The organism is Pseudomonadota bacterium (assembly GCA_011049115.1).
Classification (GTDB): Bacteria; Desulfobacterota; Anaeroferrophillalia; order Anaeroferrophillales; family Tharpellaceae; genus DSCM01.
Window position 1 is genome coordinate 1 of the sequence record DSCM01000030.1, and the last position, 18,689, is coordinate 18,689.

The 18,689-nt window shown below is 53.6% G+C and carries 16 protein-coding genes; 4 read left to right on the plus strand and 12 right to left on the minus strand.

All coding sequences use genetic code 11. The annotated features are described in order from the left end of the window. The 10 genes from ENN66_02690 to ENN66_02735 all read right to left on the minus strand — a co-directional run. On the minus strand, window positions 1-215 hold a 215-nt coding region (locus ENN66_02690; GenBank protein HDS15519.1), incomplete at its 3' end, for a hydrogenase maturation nickel metallochaperone HypA. Continuing rightward, window positions 208-696: a hydrogenase maturation protease gene (locus tag ENN66_02695; protein ID HDS15520.1), complete on the minus strand. Its 489-nt coding sequence runs from the start codon at window positions 694-696 to the stop codon at window positions 208-210. The genes ENN66_02695 and ENN66_02690, both read right to left, overlap by 8 nt. Before the next feature lie 6 nt (window positions 697-702). Beyond that, window positions 703-1,368: a Ni/Fe-hydrogenase, b-type cytochrome subunit gene (gene cybH / locus ENN66_02700; protein ID HDS15521.1), complete on the minus strand. Its 666-nt coding sequence runs from the start codon at window positions 1,366-1,368 to the stop codon at window positions 703-705. Window positions 1,369-1,390: 22 nt separating this feature from the next. Then, window positions 1,391-3,064, minus strand: coding sequence for a nickel-dependent hydrogenase large subunit (locus ENN66_02705; GenBank protein HDS15522.1), 1,674 nt, complete (start codon window positions 3,062-3,064; stop codon window positions 1,391-1,393). A 2-nt stretch (window positions 3,065-3,066) separates the two neighbouring features. Further along, on the minus strand, window positions 3,067-4,275 hold the full coding sequence (locus ENN66_02710) for a hydrogenase (protein ID HDS15523.1): 1,209 nt from the start codon (window positions 4,273-4,275) through the stop codon (window positions 3,067-3,069). A gap of 556 nt (window positions 4,276-4,831) precedes the next feature. Then, a complete protein-coding gene (locus ENN66_02715) occupies window positions 4,832-5,041 on the minus strand; it encodes a cold-shock protein (GenBank protein HDS15524.1) in 210 nt (69 codons plus the stop codon). Window positions 5,042-5,268: 227 nt separating this feature from the next. Then, window positions 5,269-5,958: a DUF933 domain-containing protein gene (locus ENN66_02720; protein ID HDS15525.1), complete on the minus strand. Its 690-nt coding sequence runs from the start codon at window positions 5,956-5,958 to the stop codon at window positions 5,269-5,271. Between the two features lie 127 nt (window positions 5,959-6,085). Then, a complete protein-coding gene (ettA, locus tag ENN66_02725) occupies window positions 6,086-7,771 on the minus strand; it encodes an energy-dependent translational throttle protein EttA (GenBank protein ID HDS15526.1) in 1,686 nt (561 codons plus the stop codon). 3 nt (window positions 7,772-7,774) lie between these two features. Next, window positions 7,775-8,089 carry a YhbY family RNA-binding protein gene (locus ENN66_02730; protein ID HDS15527.1) on the minus strand — a complete coding sequence of 105 codons (315 nt, stop codon included), beginning with the start codon at window positions 8,087-8,089 and terminating at the stop codon, window positions 7,775-7,777. 126 nt (window positions 8,090-8,215) lie between these two features. Further along, window positions 8,216-9,478, minus strand: coding sequence for a competence/damage-inducible protein A (locus ENN66_02735; GenBank protein ID HDS15528.1), 1,263 nt, complete (start codon window positions 9,476-9,478; stop codon window positions 8,216-8,218). Between the two features lie 283 nt (window positions 9,479-9,761). On the opposite strand from ENN66_02735, the gene ENN66_02740 reads away from it, so the two are divergent. Continuing rightward, on the plus strand, window positions 9,762-9,950 hold the full coding sequence (locus tag ENN66_02740) for a hypothetical protein (GenBank protein ID HDS15529.1): 189 nt from the start codon (window positions 9,762-9,764) through the stop codon (window positions 9,948-9,950). Between the two features lie 150 nt (window positions 9,951-10,100). Here ENN66_02740 and ENN66_02745 read toward each other — a convergent pair whose 3' ends face one another. Then, a complete protein-coding gene (locus tag ENN66_02745) occupies window positions 10,101-10,838 on the minus strand; it encodes a sulfite exporter TauE/SafE family protein (GenBank protein ID HDS15530.1) in 738 nt (245 codons plus the stop codon). A gap of 255 nt (window positions 10,839-11,093) precedes the next feature. Between ENN66_02745 and htpG the strand changes: the two genes are divergently transcribed. The 3 genes from htpG to ENN66_02760 all read left to right on the plus strand — a co-directional run bounded on the left by htpG (window position 11,094) and on the right by ENN66_02760 (window position 16,796). Continuing rightward, window positions 11,094-13,037 (plus strand): molecular chaperone HtpG, encoded by a 1,944-nt coding sequence (gene htpG / locus ENN66_02750; GenBank protein ID HDS15531.1) that lies wholly within the window; start codon window positions 11,094-11,096, stop codon window positions 13,035-13,037. Between the two features lie 406 nt (window positions 13,038-13,443). Beyond that, window positions 13,444-15,225 carry a hypothetical protein gene (locus ENN66_02755; protein ID HDS15532.1) on the plus strand — a complete coding sequence of 594 codons (1,782 nt, stop codon included), beginning with the start codon at window positions 13,444-13,446 and terminating at the stop codon, window positions 15,223-15,225. 14 nt (window positions 15,226-15,239) lie between these two features. Beyond that, window positions 15,240-16,796, plus strand: coding sequence for a hypothetical protein (locus tag ENN66_02760; protein HDS15533.1), 1,557 nt, complete (start codon window positions 15,240-15,242; stop codon window positions 16,794-16,796). Here the strand turns inward: ENN66_02760 and ENN66_02765 are convergent. Next, window positions 16,782-18,152: an MFS transporter gene (locus tag ENN66_02765; protein HDS15534.1), complete on the minus strand. Its 1,371-nt coding sequence runs from the start codon at window positions 18,150-18,152 to the stop codon at window positions 16,782-16,784. The genes ENN66_02760 and ENN66_02765 overlap by 15 nt on opposite strands. Between the last annotated feature and the right edge of the window lie 537 nt (window positions 18,153-18,689).

The following is an 18,689-nucleotide window of genomic DNA, read 5'->3' on the forward strand; positions in this document are numbered from 1 at the left end:
AAAACTTTCAGGGGAAGAATGGTCAGCTGCAGCTTGGCCTGGGCGCAGGGGGTACCATCGGACAGGGTTTTAAAGGCGAATTTCAAGCTTTCCGGTTCTATCGAAGAGAGGCGACCGCAGGAGAGATAAATCTCATTGACGCGCGAAAAACCGTGCTTGGCCGCCTGCTCGTCAATAAGTTGCAACAGCGACTGGACCAGGGAAAGCTCATGCACTTTTCTTGGCCTGGACCGTTAATTGCCAGTGGCTCAATTGCTGGAAAAAGATTTTTTCCATGGCGGGAAAGGCCTCGTACATGGCCGGGGTCAGGCCGATTTCCATCTGGCCGCCGTATTTTTCCGGGGTAATGCAGAGGAACACGGTTTCCGGCAAACGCCCCATCATTTCCGCCTTATATAAAACGTCTAAAAATTCAACTTCATGAGCCGAGGTGGGCGGCGGCAACCGCAGTTCCATTTCAGCCCTGGTAAAACGATAGAGGGATCCAGGTCGATCTCCACTTTTGATGATATCTATGACCAGAAGCCGCTCGCAGGCACTGATCGTATCAAGCAGGCCATAGCCCAGGGTTCCCCCGTCGACCAGTTGCACGGTTTCGGGAAAATCATATTTATCGACCAGTTTCTGCAGAAAGAAGACCCCGAAGCCCTCATCACCGAGCAGGGTATTGCCCAGCCCCAGAATAGTTGTGCGCATCAAAACCTACTCGACTTTACGGAAAACCCGGCCGCTGATCATCGAGGAAACGGTTCCTTCCTTGTAAACAACATCAATCCAGATAGCCATATAGACGTGAATCATGATGAAAAGAATAAATCCCCAGGAAATAATATGATGCAGCAGGCGAATTCCGGCCAGTCCCCCCAGAGCGATTTCAAGCGGGCGTAAAAGTTCTGAGAACCAGAGCGTTAAACCGGCATGATAGTTAGCTCCAAGTAAAATTATCCCGGTCAGGATAATCATGGTCTGCAGGACGACTAAACCGCTGTAGGCCAGGGATTGCAAAGGCCCATATTGATATTGATGTTTGGGCTTTTCTTGCGTGAGCAGGAGATAGAATCTTATCTGAACAATCAGATTGTGAATATTGGTCCACGCCAGAAGGTCGGTCCAGCGGGCATGGAACTTGGCGAACAGGCCGAGGTAGGCGCGCCAGATCATCAGAAAGGTCAGGAAAATACCAACGCCACTGTGCAGGGCGCGCAGGTTCCCCATCCAGTATTTATCGGCGGTGGCGCCGGCTGCGTGGGAAAGTGGATCGGCGATGTAAAAACCACTGATGAGCAAGGTGAAAACCGACAGAACAACCGACCAGTGGATCAGCCGAATTGAGAGCCACCATTCTTTTTGCATGCGTAATCTAGGCATAACAGACTCCTTGACGACCGTCTTAGAGAACCTTGAACTTACCTATTTCCCGACCTTTGCCATCAATCACATGGACGGCGCAGGCCATGCAGGGGTCAAAGGAGTGGATCGTGCGCAGAATCTCCAGCGGTTGATCAATATTTGCCATCTTGGTGCCGATCAGGGACTCCTCGTAAGGTCCCCGAATGTTTTGCAGATCCCGGGGTGAGCAGTTCCAGGTCGACGGAACGATCGCCTGATAATTACTGATGACCTGGTTTTCAACCTTAAGCCAGTGGCCGAGAGAGCCGCGGGGAACCTCGGTCAGGCCACGGCCCTGAGCGCTTTGGGGCACATCGCAACGAGTCCAGGTTCGCTGATCCCCACCTTTCAGGTTGGTGATCAGCTCATTGATCCAGGTCTCGGTATAGTCGGCGACCAGCTTGGTTTCGAGACCTCGGGCCGCAGTTCGGCCCAGGGTAGAAAAAAGAACCGAGACTGGAAGGCCCGCAGTTTTCAGGGTGTTGTCCACCAGAGGTTTGATGCGTTTGTCTCCCTGAGCGTAGGCGACGATAAAGCGCGCCAGGGGACCGACTTCATAAGGCTGGTCATGGTAACGGGGGGCCTTGCACCAGCTGTATTTTTCATCTCCCTTTACCTGGCCCTGAGCGTCAAAACCACTGTAAGCGGGTTCGGTCCGGCCTTGATAGGGGTGCAGTTTTTCCGCGCCGACATACCATGAATGAGCCACTTCTTCAGTGATCGCATGCTCGTCGAGAGGCAGGGGGCGACTCAGGTCGGCGCCTTTGACCACTCCTCTGGGCAGCAAGACCTCATGCCAGTCATCATCCAGCGGGAAACCGCCATAGGAAAGATAATTCTTGACGCTGGCGCCAACCCCGTTCAGACCTTCTTCCTTGTAGAAGACGGCGGCAATCAGGAGGTCGGGAAGGTAAGCCGAATCGATAAACTTCTGTATCTCTTTGAGACGGTACAGGTATTCCCCGATGCGATGAGCATCCTGAATATCCATGACACAGGTGACTCCGCCGACAACCAAGGTTTGCGGGTGCGGATTCTTACCCCCGAAAATGGCCTGCATCTGACCGCCGATTTTGGAGATATGCAGAGCGTCCAGATAATGGGAGGCGATAACAAGGTTGGCTTCAGGTGGCAATTTGAAGGCAGGGTTACCCCAGTAGGCGTTGGCAAAGGGACCCAGGCGACCCGATTGAGCAAATTTGCTCAGGCGTTTTTGTACCGTTTGATAATGGCCTTCCGAACAATTATAAGGATCCCCATGAAAACTTCTGGCGAGCGCAACCGCTTTTTTGGGGTCGGCGGAGAGGGCGCTGACAATATCCACCCAGTCAAGCCCGTGAAGATGATAAAAATGCATGATATGATCGGTCAGGTACTGCGAGGCTTTGATCAGATTGCGAACTATACGGGCATTAGGTGGTGGGGTGATTTTGAAAGCGTTCTCACAGGCCAGGATCGAGGCTTCGTAATGAGAATAAGTGCAGACCCCGCAGATCCGCTGAGTGATCAGACCGGCATCGCGCGGGTCGCGTCCTTTCAGGATGGTTTCGATTCCGCGCCACAAGGTGATTGAACTCCAGGCATCACGGATTACGTTTTGTGCATCAACCTCGACCTCAATGCGGAGGTGGCCTTCGATTCTGGTAATCGGATCAACAACGATTCTTTTAGCCATTTTCAACCCTCATGCTTCGGTTCGGCCGGCCGGTTCTGGCCCTGGCGTTTGAAATAGGAAACCGCGCCATGGACGGCAATGCCGGCCGCAGTTACTCCGGCCAGGGCCTTCCCCAGGTTGTCTACGGTTCTTTCGCCGCCGCCGAAATGTTTTTCCGCGATCGGTTTTTCCAGCGGCGCCATGCTATCCCAGAAATCGGGCTCGACACAGCCCATGCAGCCATGACCGCCCATGATCGGCCAGGAGACACTGTCGTTAAAGCGTATCTTGGCGCAGTTGGCGTAAGTGTAGGGTCCTTTGCAACCCATTTTGTAAAGGCACCAGCCTTGTTTTGCGCCCTGATCACCCCATTCTTCAACAAATTCCCCGGCGTCATAGTGGGGCCGGCGTTCACAATAATCATGGATTCTTTTACCATAGGCCCAGATCGGCCGGCCCAAGGCATCAAGCGGGGGCATGGCTCCAAACATCAGATAATGAAGCAGCGTGCCGACAAAATTAATCGGATTAGGGGGGCAGCCGGGAATGTTGACCGTCTTGATTCCGAGAGCGGCGCTGATACCCTTGGCCTGAGTGGGATTGGGGTTGGCCGCCTGAACGTTGCCGAAAGACGAGCAGCTGCCGATACAGATAACCGCCGCGGCTTTGGCGGTAACTTCCCGGGCGATTTCCATTCCGGTTCGCCCCTTACTCCCCAGGGTCAGATATTGACCATTCAGGCCGGTCGGCAAGGCACCTTCGATAACGCAGATGAATTTGCCGGGAAAATCATGCAGAGCTCTTTCCAGGTTTTCCTCGGCCTGGTGGCCGGCGGCCGCCATCAGGGTTTCATGGTATTCCAGGGAGAGGGTTTCGAGAATAAGATCATCGATGTTGGGATAGGATGTCCTGAGCAGAGCCTCGCTGCAGCCGGTGCATTCTGCAAAGTGAAGCCAGACAATCGGAACTCGACCGAGCTGTTCGGCGGCTTTTGCAACCCTGGTTTTAAAAATCGGCGGCAGCAGCAACAAGGCCGCAGTCGCCGCCGACCATTTCATGAAAGAGCGCCGGGTGATGCCGGCGTTGGCAAGCTGCTCGGCGAGGGGCTCAAGAGGGAGCGGCAGTTCACGATCCATCAACTCCAGGTGGAGATCGCATTCCCTGACCAGACGTTGGTAATCCAAGGTGATCCGTTCTTCAGGTCTCAGATCGGGTTTCTTGGTGTGCTCCATATTCACATCTCCTGTTACGCTCGGTTCTTCAGGATACTTGCCCTTGTCCAGCCCCGGCGTCGGTAGCTGATCAAGTATCGTTTTAATATACAATGGCGGCGAAAGTTGTCAAGATATTATTGATGGCTTCGTCCCCCCTTTTGCCTTTGTCACGGCAGTGTACGTTTATATCCGCCTCATGCCTCAGGTTTCGGGCGCCTCGCACTAGAAGCTGTAACTGGGCCCTCTCGTTTTTGGCTCTATCCATGGTTCTCGGGAGGAGAAGCCGGGGCGGAAGCGGAAAGCGGGCGAGGGTCGGGTATTCGCGGCGAGAATATATACGATGTCGTAGCTGCTTTAAGAAACGGTGTCTCTGGTCACGCAACTTAATCAGGGTGTGGCTGAAAAATCAGGTCGCGGGTGAAACTTGGCCGCAGGGGAAGACCATAAGTTGCTTTTTTAGGGATTGAAAAAAGGGGACGAACAGCGGGATGTGGAGAAATTCACGGGCAAGCAGAAAAGAGAGGGGGCAAAAAACAGCCGGCGAAACCCTGAGGTAACGCCGGCTGTTCGTTAATTAAAGCGGGGTGACATTTTCAGCCTGAGGCCCCTTTTGTCCCTGGGTTACTTCCATAGAGACTTTCTGGCCTTCGTGAAGTGTCTTCCGGCCTGATCCGTTGATTGCACTGAAATGAACGAAAACGTCATTTCCTCCTTCCTGTTCAATAAAGCCAAAACCCTTTTCATCATTGAACCATTTTACCGTACCTTCGACTAACTCTGACATAACATCCTCTTGCAAAAAATGCCGCTCTGAAGCGACGTTGTAAATTACCAGCAGGCTTGCCAGGCAAGTCCACCGGATTGAATTAACGCACAATAACTTACTTTTCATGATATTGCAAGAAGATAATCAAAGAAAAATATAATTTTTTTTCGATTATCTTTGTTGCCGACAATCGGCTGAAACGGGAGATTGAACCAGTTCGAGATTTTATTGCGGTGCCCTCGGACTCAGACATTAAAACGGATTTCGATTATGGAACCAGGCTCAACGATATAATCACGGTCCACCACCCGCGCCAGGCCCTTGCTTTTACAGTCATTGAAATTGTGGCATGCGAGGTAATCCTGAAAAGCAACGACGTCGCCTTTTATGAATCCGCGGGCCAGATCGGAGTGAATCTTGGCGGCACAGGTAATGATGCTGGAGCCTTTCTTTACCAGCCAGGCATGAGATTCACTCGGACCGCTGGTATAAAAAAACATATAGCCGGTCTTATCCAGCACCTTTTCAATGAGTTCATCGGTTGATTCGTTGCCCTCGATCTGAACCACCGCTTTCAAGCTTAAAGGGTCGGCCTGTAAGATAAGGCCGGCCTCTTCCGGGCGAAAGCCGGCATCGCACAGCGGGACTTCATTTTCAAGTTGTTCCTGGGCTCTCTGCAGCAGGGCCGTCTCCTCCTGATCACTGACCCTGGAGAGTCGGGTTTCTATCTTTTCAAGATCAAGAATCAGAAGGTCAAGGATTTTCTCGCGCGGGACGATAATTGCCTCAACATGCACCAGCTCGTCCCGGATAAATTCGGCGAAAAAAGGAGAAACCTTTTTAGGATTGTCCTTCTTTTCCAGAGCTTTAAGCCGGGCATCATTAAATTTAATTTTCCCTTCCTCAAGTTCAATACCGGTAAAGCCAATTTTCAAAATACGCTCCTTGGTGGGAAAGATAAGATTTTATAAAAACTTTTTGTAACTATTCAGCCTGCCTGGTTATTCTGGTAAATCCAATTATTTCCGAGATCCGGACCCGAGGTTGAATAGTTGCAATTTATTATTTTCTGGTCAGATGACGGTACTTAATTCGTTGGGGCTGGTTTGCAGCCGCTCCGAGCCGGCGCTTGCGGTCCGTCTCATATTCCGAGTAATTGCCGTCGAACCAGACAACCTGGCTTTCTCCTTCAAAAGCCAGGATATGGGTGGCAATGCGATCGAGAAACCAGCGATCATGACTGATGATGACCGCGCAGCCGGCGAAGTTTTCCAGTGCCTCCTCCAGCGCCCGGAGGGTATTGACATCGAGATCATTGGTCGGTTCGTCCAGGAGGAGGACATTGCCGCCCGATTTCAACATGCGGGCCAAATGCACCCGGTTGCGCTGACCGCCGGACATCAAGCCGACCTTTTTCTGCTGGTCGGCGCCGGAAAAATTAAAACGTCCGACGTAGGCTCGAGAATTGACTTCGCGATTGCCGAGCATGAGCGTTTCGTGACCTTCCGAAATCGCCTGCCAGATACTGTCATCCGGATTCAAAGCGTCACGATTCTGGTCGACATAGGCAAGCTGGACGCTTTCTCCCAGATGAATGGAACCGCTATCCGGAGTCTCCTGGCCGGTGATCAGTCGGAAAAGTGTGGTTTTGCCGGCACCATTAGGACCGATAACCCCGACAATGCCTCCCGGAGGCAGGGCGAAGGTCAGGTTTTCGAAAAGTAGGCGCTCGCCGAAGGCCTTGCTTAACTTTTCGCACTTAATCACGACCTTGCCCAGACGCGGCCCTGGTGGAATATAGATTTCCAGCTCGCGGCCACGTTTTTCGCCCTCTTTACCCAGCAGTTCCTCGTAGGCTTTGATGCGGGCCTTGGCCTTGGCGTGACGACCTTTTGGCGTCATGCGAATCCATTCAAGTTCGTGCTGCAGGGTCTTGCGTCGGGCTGATTCTTCTTTTTCTTCTTGCGCCAGTCTTTTTTCCTTCTGTTCCAGCCAGGAAGAATAGTTCCCCTTCCAGGGAATCCCTTGGCCGCGGTCAAGTTCCAGAATCCAGCCCGCGACGTTGTCGAGGAAATAGCGGTCATGGGTGACCGCGATGACGGTTCCTTCGTAACGCTGAAGATGTTGTTCCAACCAGCCCACGGTTTCGGCGTCGAGATGATTGGTCGGTTCATCCAGCAGAAGAATATCTGGTTTTTTCAGTAGCAACCGGCAAAGAGCCACTCGGCGCCGTTCTCCACCGGAAAGCACCCGGATCTCGGCTTCAGCCGGAGGACAGCGCAGGGCCTCCATCGCCATTTCCAGACGAGCATCAAGATCCCAGGCATCGGCGGCGTCAAGCTTTTCCTGAACCTCTCCTTGACGGGCGATGAGCTTATCCATGGCTTCATCCGACATCGGTTCGGCAAATTGTTCATTTATCCGGTTGTATTCCTGCAACAGATCAACGGTTTCCTGAACCCCTTGCTCAACCACCTGACGAACGGTCAGCTGGTTATCGAGTTGGGGTTCCTGCTCGAGAAGACCGACGCTGAGACCTGGAGCGATGGTGGTTTCGCCGTTGAATTCGGTTTCCACTCCGGCCAGAATCCGCAGCAGGGTCGATTTGCCGGAGCCGTTGAGGCCCAGAACCCCGATTTTGGCGCCGTAAAAATAGGAAAGACTGATATCCTTAAGCACCGGTTTGTTATCATATTGTTTGCTGACCCGAATCATCGAGTAGATAATCTTGTTTACTTCCGCGGTCATGGGTTATTTTTTCTCCTTGGGAACAGAAATTATTCTTTTTTCCGGGTCACGATTCTGGCGAAAGAAAATCGCAGTATGTCCGGTCAGCCCCACCAACTGGGCATAGGTTTTTTCCTCAAGTTCGGCGATCAGCGTTTTTTTCTGCTCCTTTTCCTTGAAATCGATAAATTTGACTTTGATCAGCTCGTGACTTTCCAGGGCTTCCGTGAAAGCCTGTAAAAGGTTTTCATTGATCCCTTTCTGGCCGATCATAACCACCGGCCTAGAGGCATGAGCTAGTCCGCGAAGATATTGTTTCTGAAATCCTTTCAGCAAAATTAGATGTCCTTTTTGATCAGAGATTATAGTCTTTTCACCTAAATCAGACCATGAAATTGAATCTTTTCGTGTCAAAAAATTAAAGCCCTATAATAGGTTGTTCACGGCATTTTTGTCCAGTAAAATCTATGCGCGGGTTGTTGGTTGCGGGCCGTTTAATTCCAGGCGCAACCGGTTAAGAGCCTGGGCGGCAAAAATTTTTTTGTTCATCAGGCGGTCGTTGAAGGGGAAAATATAGCGTTTACTCTGGGTGTTTCGCGGTCCCGCCAAGGCGATACAAACGGAGCCGACCGGTTTGTCCGGGGAGCCACCGTTCGGCCCGGCGATTCCGGTGGTTGCCAGGGCATACGTTGCCTCACTCAGGGAGCGCACGCCTTCGGCCATGGCGGCCGCGGTTTTTTCATGTACCGCGCCCCAGCCGGCGAGAATTTCCGGTTTTACCCCAAGAATCTTTTCCTTGGCCTGATTGCTATAGGTTACGGCTCCGAAAAGAAAATAATCCGAGCTACCCGGGATGTCGGTCAAAAGACTGGCGAGCAGACCTCCGGTGCAGCTTTCGGCGACGGCCAGGGTGGCCTTTTGTTTTCGTAGCAAGTCTCCGACAACTTCCGCCAGTGAGCGCCCCCGCTCGCAGACCAGTTTAGGGCCAAGCTTCAGGCGCAACCAGGCAAGAGCCCTTTCCGTTTCGCGGGCCGGAAGGGTTTGCTTTACCGTCTGCGGATAGAGCTTGATCTGAACCTCCGGGAAAGCCGCGCGATAACCGAGCCTGATATCGGGAAATTCGAGGTTGAACCCGGCCAGCCGTTCTTCAACCGCTGACTCCCCCAGGCCGAAAGTGGTAAGGGTTGTGGTTTGGCAAGCGGCGCAAGCGTGAGTGAGCCGGACGATAGCAGGCGCGACCTGTTCGCTGAACATCATTTTCATCTCCGCCGGCACCCCGGGGAGAAAGAAAAAAAGGCCGCCGTTGATCTCCAGACGGAAACCGGGAGCCGTGCCGATCGGGTTGGGCAAGATCACCGCTCCGGCCGGAAACAGCGCCTGGCGTAGATTGTTAGGAGGCATTTCCCGGCCGCGCGCGTGGAAAAAAGATTTGATTTTTTCCAGGCTTTCTGGATCATTGACAAGCTCAAGCCCGCAGGCCCGAGCCGCGGCGTCCCGGCTCAAGTCGTCCAGGGTCGGTCCCAGTCCGCCGGTGACGATGACGATCGCGGCGCGCGCGGAGATCTCAAGAAAAACCTGGGTCAGACCATCCAGGTCGTCGCCGATGCAGGTATGGCGGGTTATCATGCAGCCCAGATTTTCAAGTTCTCTGGCGATCCAGGCGGAATTGGTGTCAATCAGAGCGCCGCTACGCAGCTCATCGCCGGTGGCTAAGATTTCGGCTTTCATGTTTCCCTCCGGTCAACGACAAGGTCTTTCGTCGCCGACGGTTGCGGTTCTCGCAAGATGTAAAAAATGGTTTTTCATATAACCGCGATTGCGTAAAACGAGCAAGGACAATTTAAGCACAATGGTAACTATTCAGTCAGCCCGGGAAAGCAAGGGGCCCGACCAAATTTCTTATAAAAATCAGGTCAGGTTCCCGATTTTTCAGATTTTCACGTCTTACGAGAAACTGAAATCATCTGCGCTGAATAGTTATAAAACATTTATGTTTTGAACGGAGGACGGCATGCGTTTTGCCCAGGTAACTTTAATCTTTATGCTGATGTTTTTAACCAGCGGCTGTCTCATCACCAAGGTGGTGACGGTGCCCATGCGGGTCGGGGGCGCCGTCATCTCGGTGATACCGATCTGCGGTGACAGCATTGATGCGGCCATTGACGAAGCCGCCGATATCATTGATGACGTGCCTTTGTGAAAGGGCGCCTTTACCAGATCCCTCGCAGAATATTTTCGGCGTGAAGAAAAAAGAAAACGATCTAATGAGAGTCTCTGTCTGCGGCCATCGTGAGTACTGTCGGGTGCGGGCCGTAAGCGCCGCTTTGGGGTTGCCGTACCGACTTTCGCATCAGGAAATAATCAGCTTGACCGCCATCATGATGATAACTGCGGTGACCACCCGTTTGATCCAGTGATGGCCTTTAAGAATCGTCAGATGGACTCCGATTTGACTGCCGACGATGGTGCCGGCGGCCAGAATCAGTCCGAGAGACCAGACAACCTTTCCTTCCCAGGCAAAGATTCCCAGAGATATAAAGGTGTAGGCCAGAATACTTAAAACCTTGACGGCATTGCCCTTGACCAGATCGAGGCCGGCCATGGTGGTTGCCGCGAGAATCAGAAAGCCAACCCCGGCCTGGACAAAACCGCCGTAGATCCCCACCAGAAAGAAACCTCCGGCCAGCGCCGCCCGGTTGAAAGATTCAGGCCGTCTCTCTTGATGTTTGTTTTTCAGGGGATCCCAGATGGTCCAAAGGGTAACCGTGATCATCAGGCCGGCGAGAACATTTTTAAAAAGTTCATCGCCGATCGCCACCGCCAGTTTTGAACCGAGCAGAGCGCCGATGACCGCTGGAACCGCGGCCCAGCGCACATGGCGCCACTCAACCACTCCGTGTTGGTGAAAACGCCAGGAAGCCGCGATGTTTTGACACAAAATACCGACCCGGTTGGTGCCGTTGGCGATCACCGGCGGCAGCCCCATGAAAATCAACAGGGGAATCGTCAGAAAAGAGCCGCCGCCGGCGATGACATTCAGAGCGCCGGCGATCAGACCCACGGCGAAGAGCAAAAGATACTGAAGCATTGTCTCTCTGGAAAATTCAGGAAAGGACGATAAAAACTCCGGCCTTATGACATTTGCCGGACGGCTTGTCAACTTTTCAGAGGGTCGAGGCCGGGGCCCGGATAAAAATATTCCAACCCTTGACAAGGCCGCCGGTCGACAATATCTTGTCTGCCAACCGCTTGGCGGAATCATCCGCCGCCGCCGGCGTTTACGGCGGCAGGTATTTTCATTATTGCAACCTTATGATATTGATGGGAAGAGGTGAACGGTAACATGGCTAAAGAGACTAAAAAGTTTGAAACCGAGATACAGCAACTGCTTGATTTGATCATTCACTCGCTTTACTCCCATAAGGAGATTTTTTTACGTGAGTTAATTTCCAATGCTTCCGATGCTCTCGATAAACTGAAATTTAAAAGTCAGACCGATCAAGCCTTGCTTGGTGATGATACTGAATTGAAGATTCGGATAGAAACCGATGCTAAGGAGCGCACCGTCTCGATCATTGACAATGGTATCGGCATGACGCATGACGAGCTGATCGAGAATCTGGGGACCATCGCCAAATCCGGAACCAAGGCTTTCGTGAAAGCGCTGTCCCAAAAGGATAAGAGCGCTTCCGATATCGATTTCATCGGTCAGTTCGGGGTGGGTTTTTACTCAAGTTTCATGGTCGCCGACAAAGTGGTGCTGACGACCAGGGCGCCGCAGGCCGACACGGCCTATCGCTGGGAGTCCGCCGGAGACGGCAGCTATACCGTGGAAGAATGCGATGAGCCGCGGCGCGGCACCCGGATAACTCTGCATCTCAAGGAAGCCGGGGATGGGGACCAGGATTTTACCCAGGAATGGGTGCTACGCTCGACCGTTAAAAAATATTCGGATTTTGTCACCTATCCGATCACCATGGATATTGAACGCCAGGAAACCCCGAAAGATGATGAGGGCAAGGAGATTGAGGGGGCAACGCCGGTCAAGAAGATAACCACGGAAACCCTGAACTCAATGAAGCCGCTCTGGTGCAGGCGTAAAAGCGAAGTCACAGACGAGGAGTACAAGGAGTTTTACAAACATATCGCGCACGACTGGACCGACCCGCTGGATATCATTCACATCAATGCCGAAGGGATTCTTGAGTACAATGCTTTGATGTATATTCCGGAAAAAGCGCCGTTTGATCTTTTTACTCCGGACAACAAGTCGGGAATGCAGCTCTATGTCAAGAAGGTTTTTATCATGGACAACTGCGAGGAGCTGATGCCGGCCTATCTGCGTTTTATCAAGGGCGTGGTTGATTCGGCCGATATTTCCCTCAATGTTTCCCGTGAAATCTTACAGCATGACCGGATCGTCGGCAAGATTAAAAAGAATCTGGTCAAGAAGGTTCTGGAACGACTGGCGGTCATGCTGGACAAGGAACGGGAAACCTATCTTAAGTTCTGGAAAAGCTTCGGCCAGGTGCTCAAGGAAGGGTTGCACACCGACTATGAAAATCGGGAAGCGATTGCCGATCTCTTGCTGTGTTCGTCAACCGCCGGGGATGAGCTCACCACCCTGAAGGCCTATCTGGACCGGATGCCGCTGGAGCAAAAGGAGATCTATTATATCACCGGAGAGGACCGCGAGGTGTTGGCGGCGTCTCCCCATCTTGAAATGTTCGGAAAGAAGAATTTCGAGGTTCTCCTGCTGACCGACCCGGTGGATGAGTGGGTGATTCAGGGGCTTTATGAGTACAAAGGCAAGCAGCTGAAATCAGCGGCCAAGGGGGATATCGACCTGGAGAATGAGGAAGAGAAAAAGGCGAGCGAGGAAAAGACCAAAACCCTGGCCGATGACTTTGCCGGGCTTCTGAATTTTATCAAAAAAACCCTGGCCGAGAAAGTGGCCGAGGTGCGCATTTCCCGGCGTCTGACGGGCAGTCCGGTTTGTCTGGTCGCCGGCGAGCATGATCTCAGCGCCAGCATGGAACGGATTCTGAAGGCCGCGAATCAGCCGGTCCCACCCAGCAAAAGGGTTCTGGAAATCAATCCCGAGCATGAACTTTTAACCCGCATGCGTGAACTTCATCGCAGTCAGGGAGAAAGTGACAACCTCAAAGAGTTTGCCGAACTGCTGTATGACCAGGCCCTGCTGACCGAAGGTTCAAAGGTGAGTTCTCCCGAACTTTTTTGTCGACGCATGACCAATCTGATGCTGAAGGCGGTCGGCGACAAATAGGTTACAATCTCTGTAACATTTGAAATAGTGGCCGATTTTTAGATGGGGGAGGCGGAAAATTCCGTCTCCCCCTTTTTTATTTGACAACAGCTGATTTAAACTATAGATTCAAATCCGCCCAGAGGTGATTTAAATCCGTTGTAACTATTCAGCCAAGCCGGAAAAACCAGGGGAAGCCATTCCCAATTTTTGCAGAAATCAGGTCGTGTCCTCTGCTTTTTTCTGTATTTAACCCCCAAGACGAGCTGAGACCTGCGGCGCTCAATAGTTACAATCCGTCTTTCTCTGACTTTTCGACGTAAATATACCGATTCGTAAACAAATATGTGAAGGCCTTTTGCCGAAGGGTTGTTGGCGGTAGGCTTTTATGAATTTATCCGTGCGCTTAAAACAAGGTGGGTTATTTATGAAAAACAGACTACTACATGTTTTGGCGGGAAAACTGGTTGTCGGCGGCCTGTTGTTCTTTCATGTAACCTGGGGCTGGGCCGCGGCGCTGCCCGAAGCCGTGCCCTGGCCGCAGTTGGGCGTCCGGCTGGCGGAAAAGAGGGTGGCGATGCTTGATCTGCCGGTTATCGACTGTCCCCTGGGCCTGGCCGACGAAAAGCCCGACCACCTGGTCATACAGGTGATTGAAAACACCCTGTACGAATGGAAAGAATATGAATTTTTCACCGCTGACGGAGAAGTTCGCCTGGCGCTGGAAATGATTCGTCCCGAAGCGCGGCGGCTGCGGGCCGATGAGGCCCAGATCCTGCTCAATGCCTCGCGTCTGGTTGAAATCGACAACGATTACGCTCAAGGGGCGCAGGCGGAAAGCCAATTTTCCCGAACCGGGATCATCGGCCAGGATGACCTGATCAAGGTAACTGACACCACCGGGTTTCCCTGGCATACCATCGCCTTTATCGACGCCTTTTGGGAGCCCACGGCCGAGTGGTATTCTTACAGCGGGTTCATGATCAGTCCCTATGCCGTGGTTACCACGGCCTGGGCTCTGTATGATTTTGATGTTAAAACCTGGTACCGTAATTTTGTCGTGATTCCGGGGGCTTACTATAATCAAGGTGAACAGCGAACGGAAGCCCCCTTTGGCCGGATTTCCAACTGCAACAAAGCGGTCAGCAGCGCCTTTCACGATACCGGTAAGTCGGAGTATAGTTATGGCGTCCTGCTGCTTAAGGAAAGGTTTCCCGGAATTGATACCTTCATGGCCCTGGAGTTTGACTATGAGCCCACTCGGCTGAATTACGCCGGTTACCCGGGTTACGTTAAGGGTGCGAAAAGCTGGGATATGTGGGGGATGGGCGGACATGTGCTGGGCTATGAAGGTCTGAACAATCGCCTCATGAAAACCGATATCGACATCACCAACGGCGGCTACGGGGGGCCCTTGTATATCTATAATTCGACCACCAAGGCCCGGCGCGTCGTCGCCGTGAGCATCTGGAACAACAATCATCCAAACTATAATTCCGGGGCCCGGCTGGTGTCCGCCAATAAGGCCCTGTTTACCGACTGGCTGCAATATGTTCCTCCGAGCGGCGGCTCGGGTCCGGCCTACGACAACTACAGCTATGTTCCCTATCTTTCCAATGACGGCGCCGCCGGCCGCTGGACCGGTCTGGCCCTGACCAATCGCAACGGCCAGGTCAATCAGGTGAAGGTCGAATATTTCAGCCGCGCAGGCTTACTGCTCAATTCCGAAACCAAAGAAATCGCCGCCAATGGTCAGACCTCCTTCGCGGCTCAGGTGCCGGCCGCTTCCGAAGGCTGGATCAAGCTTTCCTCGACCGAGCCGCTTCAGGGCTTGGCACTGGTCGGTCAGTCCCGGCCGGAGAGCATGTTTGACATGGATCTTAAGACCACGCTGCACAGCCGCCTGAAACTGGCTCATCTGGCCGCCGACGCCGGCAGCTGGAATTCCCTGGTCATGATTTGTAACCCCAACGATAGTCCCGCCACTATCACTTATAAGGCTTATAACACCGGCGGCGGACTGGTCGCCACCAGAAGCGGCGGCCTGGCCGCCCGGGGGAGCGTGCAGACAAATCTTTATACCCTTTTTGGTCAGGCCTTGGCCGGATCAATGATTATCGAAGCGACTCAGCCGATTACCGCCTTTTTGCTGTACGACAGCAAAACCACCGTCTGGAAGGCGGGCCTGAGCGCGATTCCGGTTCAGTAAGGAGAAACCCTGTCATGAAAACGAAAAAGGTTTACCTCTTGTTGCCGCTGCTGGCCGGGTGCGTTTTTTTCTCACTTTTGCGTCCATCGTTTTCGCAGACCCTGGAGGGCGCCGCCGACCGTATCAACCCCATTTTCGCGGATCGTTACGAAGCTGATTTCAGTCGCCTCGGTTCCGGAGAAAGCCGAACCGCCACAGTGGTCTGCAATTCGTACAGCGCTTTCAGGGAAGCCCTGCACACCGCCATGCGCAATCGGCAAACCGCTTTTTCCCTGCGCCTGCAGTATGCGTTTACTTTCGCCGCGGTGGGTTCAATCATTGATCAGGCTCTGGATGAGATTGAAAGAAGCGACGATTATCTGCGCTTCAGTTGGAAGGGCGGAAGCTGGAACTGGTCGGGCGGCAATAATGACGTGACCATTGTTTTTACGGTGGCTTATGACACCACCCTGGCCCAGGAGGCTGAAATCAGCAGTCGTATCAGTCAGATCCTCGCTGCCATTCTTGCCCCCGGTATGAATGACGAAGAAAAGGCCAAGGCCATGCATGACTGGGTGGTGCTTAATGTCGCCTATGACACAACCTTAATCCGGCATTCGATCTATGACGCCCTGTTTGACCACACGGCGGTTTGTGAAGGCTACGCCCTGTTGCTCTTTAAACTGCTGGATAGCGCCGGAATTCCGGCGCGGATCGTGCACGGTACCGGCAAGGGAGAGGCGCACGCCTGGAATCTGGTTTACCTCTGTTCCGCCTGGTTTCATGTCGATGCCACCTGGGACGATCCGATTCCCGACGTGGCGGGGCGGGTTCGCTACAGCTATTATAATCTTTCCGACAACCAGATCGCCGGCGACCATGTCTGGGATCGAAGCTATTACGCCGCCCAGGCGGCCCCGTCCGCCTACGTCGTCGGCATCTGCGCCGGCAGTGCCGGTTACGTCCGCACTTACTACGTTCCCTATTTTTCCACCGACGACGGCTATGCGGCGCGCTGGACCGGGCTGGCGCTGGCCAACGCCGAAAATAAAAGCTGCAATTTCAAGGTCAGCTGTTACGGCCGCAGCGGCGGTGCCGCCCTGGATCAGGAAACCGGAACCATCGCGGCATTGGGGCAGACGGTCTATGTCGCCGCCGTCCCCTCCGGCGCCGAGGGTTGGATCAAGATTGAATCCTCGACCGCGCTTGACGGCTTAGCCCTGATCGGTCAGTCAAATCCGCCCCTGATGTTTGACATGGACATGAAGTCCGGCCTGCACACCGGATTTCTGCTTTCTCATCTGGCCGCCGACGCCGGTAACTGGAATTCCCTGGTCATGGCCTGTAACCCCAATGGCGCGGCGGCGAACCTGACCTACAAGTATTATAACCAGGCGGGAACGCTGGTTGCCAGTAAAACTTCCTCGATTCCGGCCGGCGGCAGCGTGCAGGATAATCTGCGCAATCTTTTCGGGCGCGATCTTTCCGGCTCGATGGTAATCGAGTCGAGTCAGCCGATTACCGCTTTCATGCTGTACGACAGCAAAACCTATGACTGGCGCGCCGGTTTGAGTGCTTTACCGCTGAAGTGACACTTTGTCGGGCTGTTTTCCTTGCTTAGGGTTTACCTTTTTCCCGCCGTTGCCGTGGCTTTGAAGGTTTCGCGCATGAAAAAGGTGCAGACCAGGGCCAGCAGCGCGCTGCCGCAAAGCAGCAGAAGCAGGTGGGAATAGGCCTGCGGAGCGTAGGCCCAGGTGGCCGTTCGCGGAAAATGGTCCAGAATCCGCCCCAGCAGCGGCATAAATACGGCCCCGCCCACCCAGGAAAAGGAAAAGGTTGACCATGCCGACCGAGGTGCCGGCGACGGCCAGGGGGAAAAGTTCCTTGGTGGTGGTGAAATCGATGACGACGATCGCCGACGAGCTCAAGGAAAAAAGAAAGAACAGCAGATAGAGCAGGGCATGGGGCAGATTGCCTGGAAAGAGTTTCAGACAGAACAGCACCAGGGATAGAAGCGCCGTCGCAAAGATGAAAACCTTTTTGCGACGGCGTAGAACCTTTTCCGAAAGATATCCGAGCAGCGGGCTACCGATGATCATGCCCTGGGCAATCATGCTCAGAATCGCCCCCGACTGAGCCCGGCTCAGACCGTGGACCTGCATCAGATAGGGGCCGCTCCACAACGCCCCAAAGCCGAAAAAATTCAGCAATCGAGAAAGAACCAGAGCGCCACCGGCCAGAAATCCTTTTCCCTGAGTACCTGAACCACGCCCTGCCGCAGACTTGGTGGTGATTGCTCTTCGGCCAAAATCAGCTCGCCATCGATTTCCGCCAGGCTGGGCCAGCTGTCTGAGCAGGTAGGGTTTCTTGATGAATTTTCCGGCCCCGGCGTCCAGCGCGCTTTCGACGTCCTCGCTGTTGGAGAATCCGCTGACGATTAGGGCCTTTTGTTCCGGTCTGAATTTGATGATCTCGGCAAAGGTCTGGTGCCCGTTGAGACTCGCGGGCTCATGATCATGTCCAACAGCAGCAGGTCGGCCTGTCGGGTTTGCAGATAGTCGATGGCGGCCTCGCCCGAAGCCACGCTGCCTGACCCGATAGCCCAGGGAAGTCAATATTTTTTCCGCGATTTCCCGTTGTCGGGGCTCGTCATCGACAACCAGGATGCTTTCTCCCCGGCCCATAAGCCGAGCTTGATCGATTTCCTGCGGCGGCACGCAGATAATAAGTTCCGGCGTGGCCGGCAGATAAATGGTAAAGGTCGCGCCCCGGCCGGATTCGGAGAAAACGCTAATTTCTCCGCCGTGTTCTCTGACCGTGTTCCAGACCACGGTCAGCCCCAGGCCGGTGCCGTTGTGCCCCATTTTTTTCCTGGTGTAGAAAGGTTCGAAGATGTGCTTGCCGTCCTCCGTCCCGATGCCGGGGCCGTTGTCGCTGGCCTGAAGCATGACGAAAGCCTTGTCTGCCGGCGCCTCCGCTTCCGAACTCTCACGCCGGTGATTTCTGGTGCGGTTCTAAATCCGTCCCGGACCGTTGATCGCCTCGGCCGCGTTCAGGATCAGGTTCAAGAGGCATTTCTGCAGGTTGCCGGGGGCGGCGGACAGGTTGAAGAGCCCGACTTCAAGATCCTTCTCGATCAAGATGGCGGGATAATTTTCCTTGATTTTGAGCAGTTCCGGAGACGCCAGGAATTTATCGATCAGGTCGTTCAGATCGATAATCTCGCGGGCGCCGGCCAAAAGATCCGCCACGACCTGCGCGGCGCGTTCTCCGGATTCCTTGATCGTGATCAGGGGTTTGCGCAGGCTGCTTTCCTTGGGCAGTTGCAGCAACAGGAAATCCGGATAGCTGACAATCCCGGAGAGAATATTGTTTAAATCATGGGCCACGCCTCCGGCCATCAGACCGATGGTTTCCATGCTCTGGGCCCGATGCAGCTGTTGTTCGAGTTCCCGCCGCCGCTGCTTCTCCTCTTCTTTCAGGGT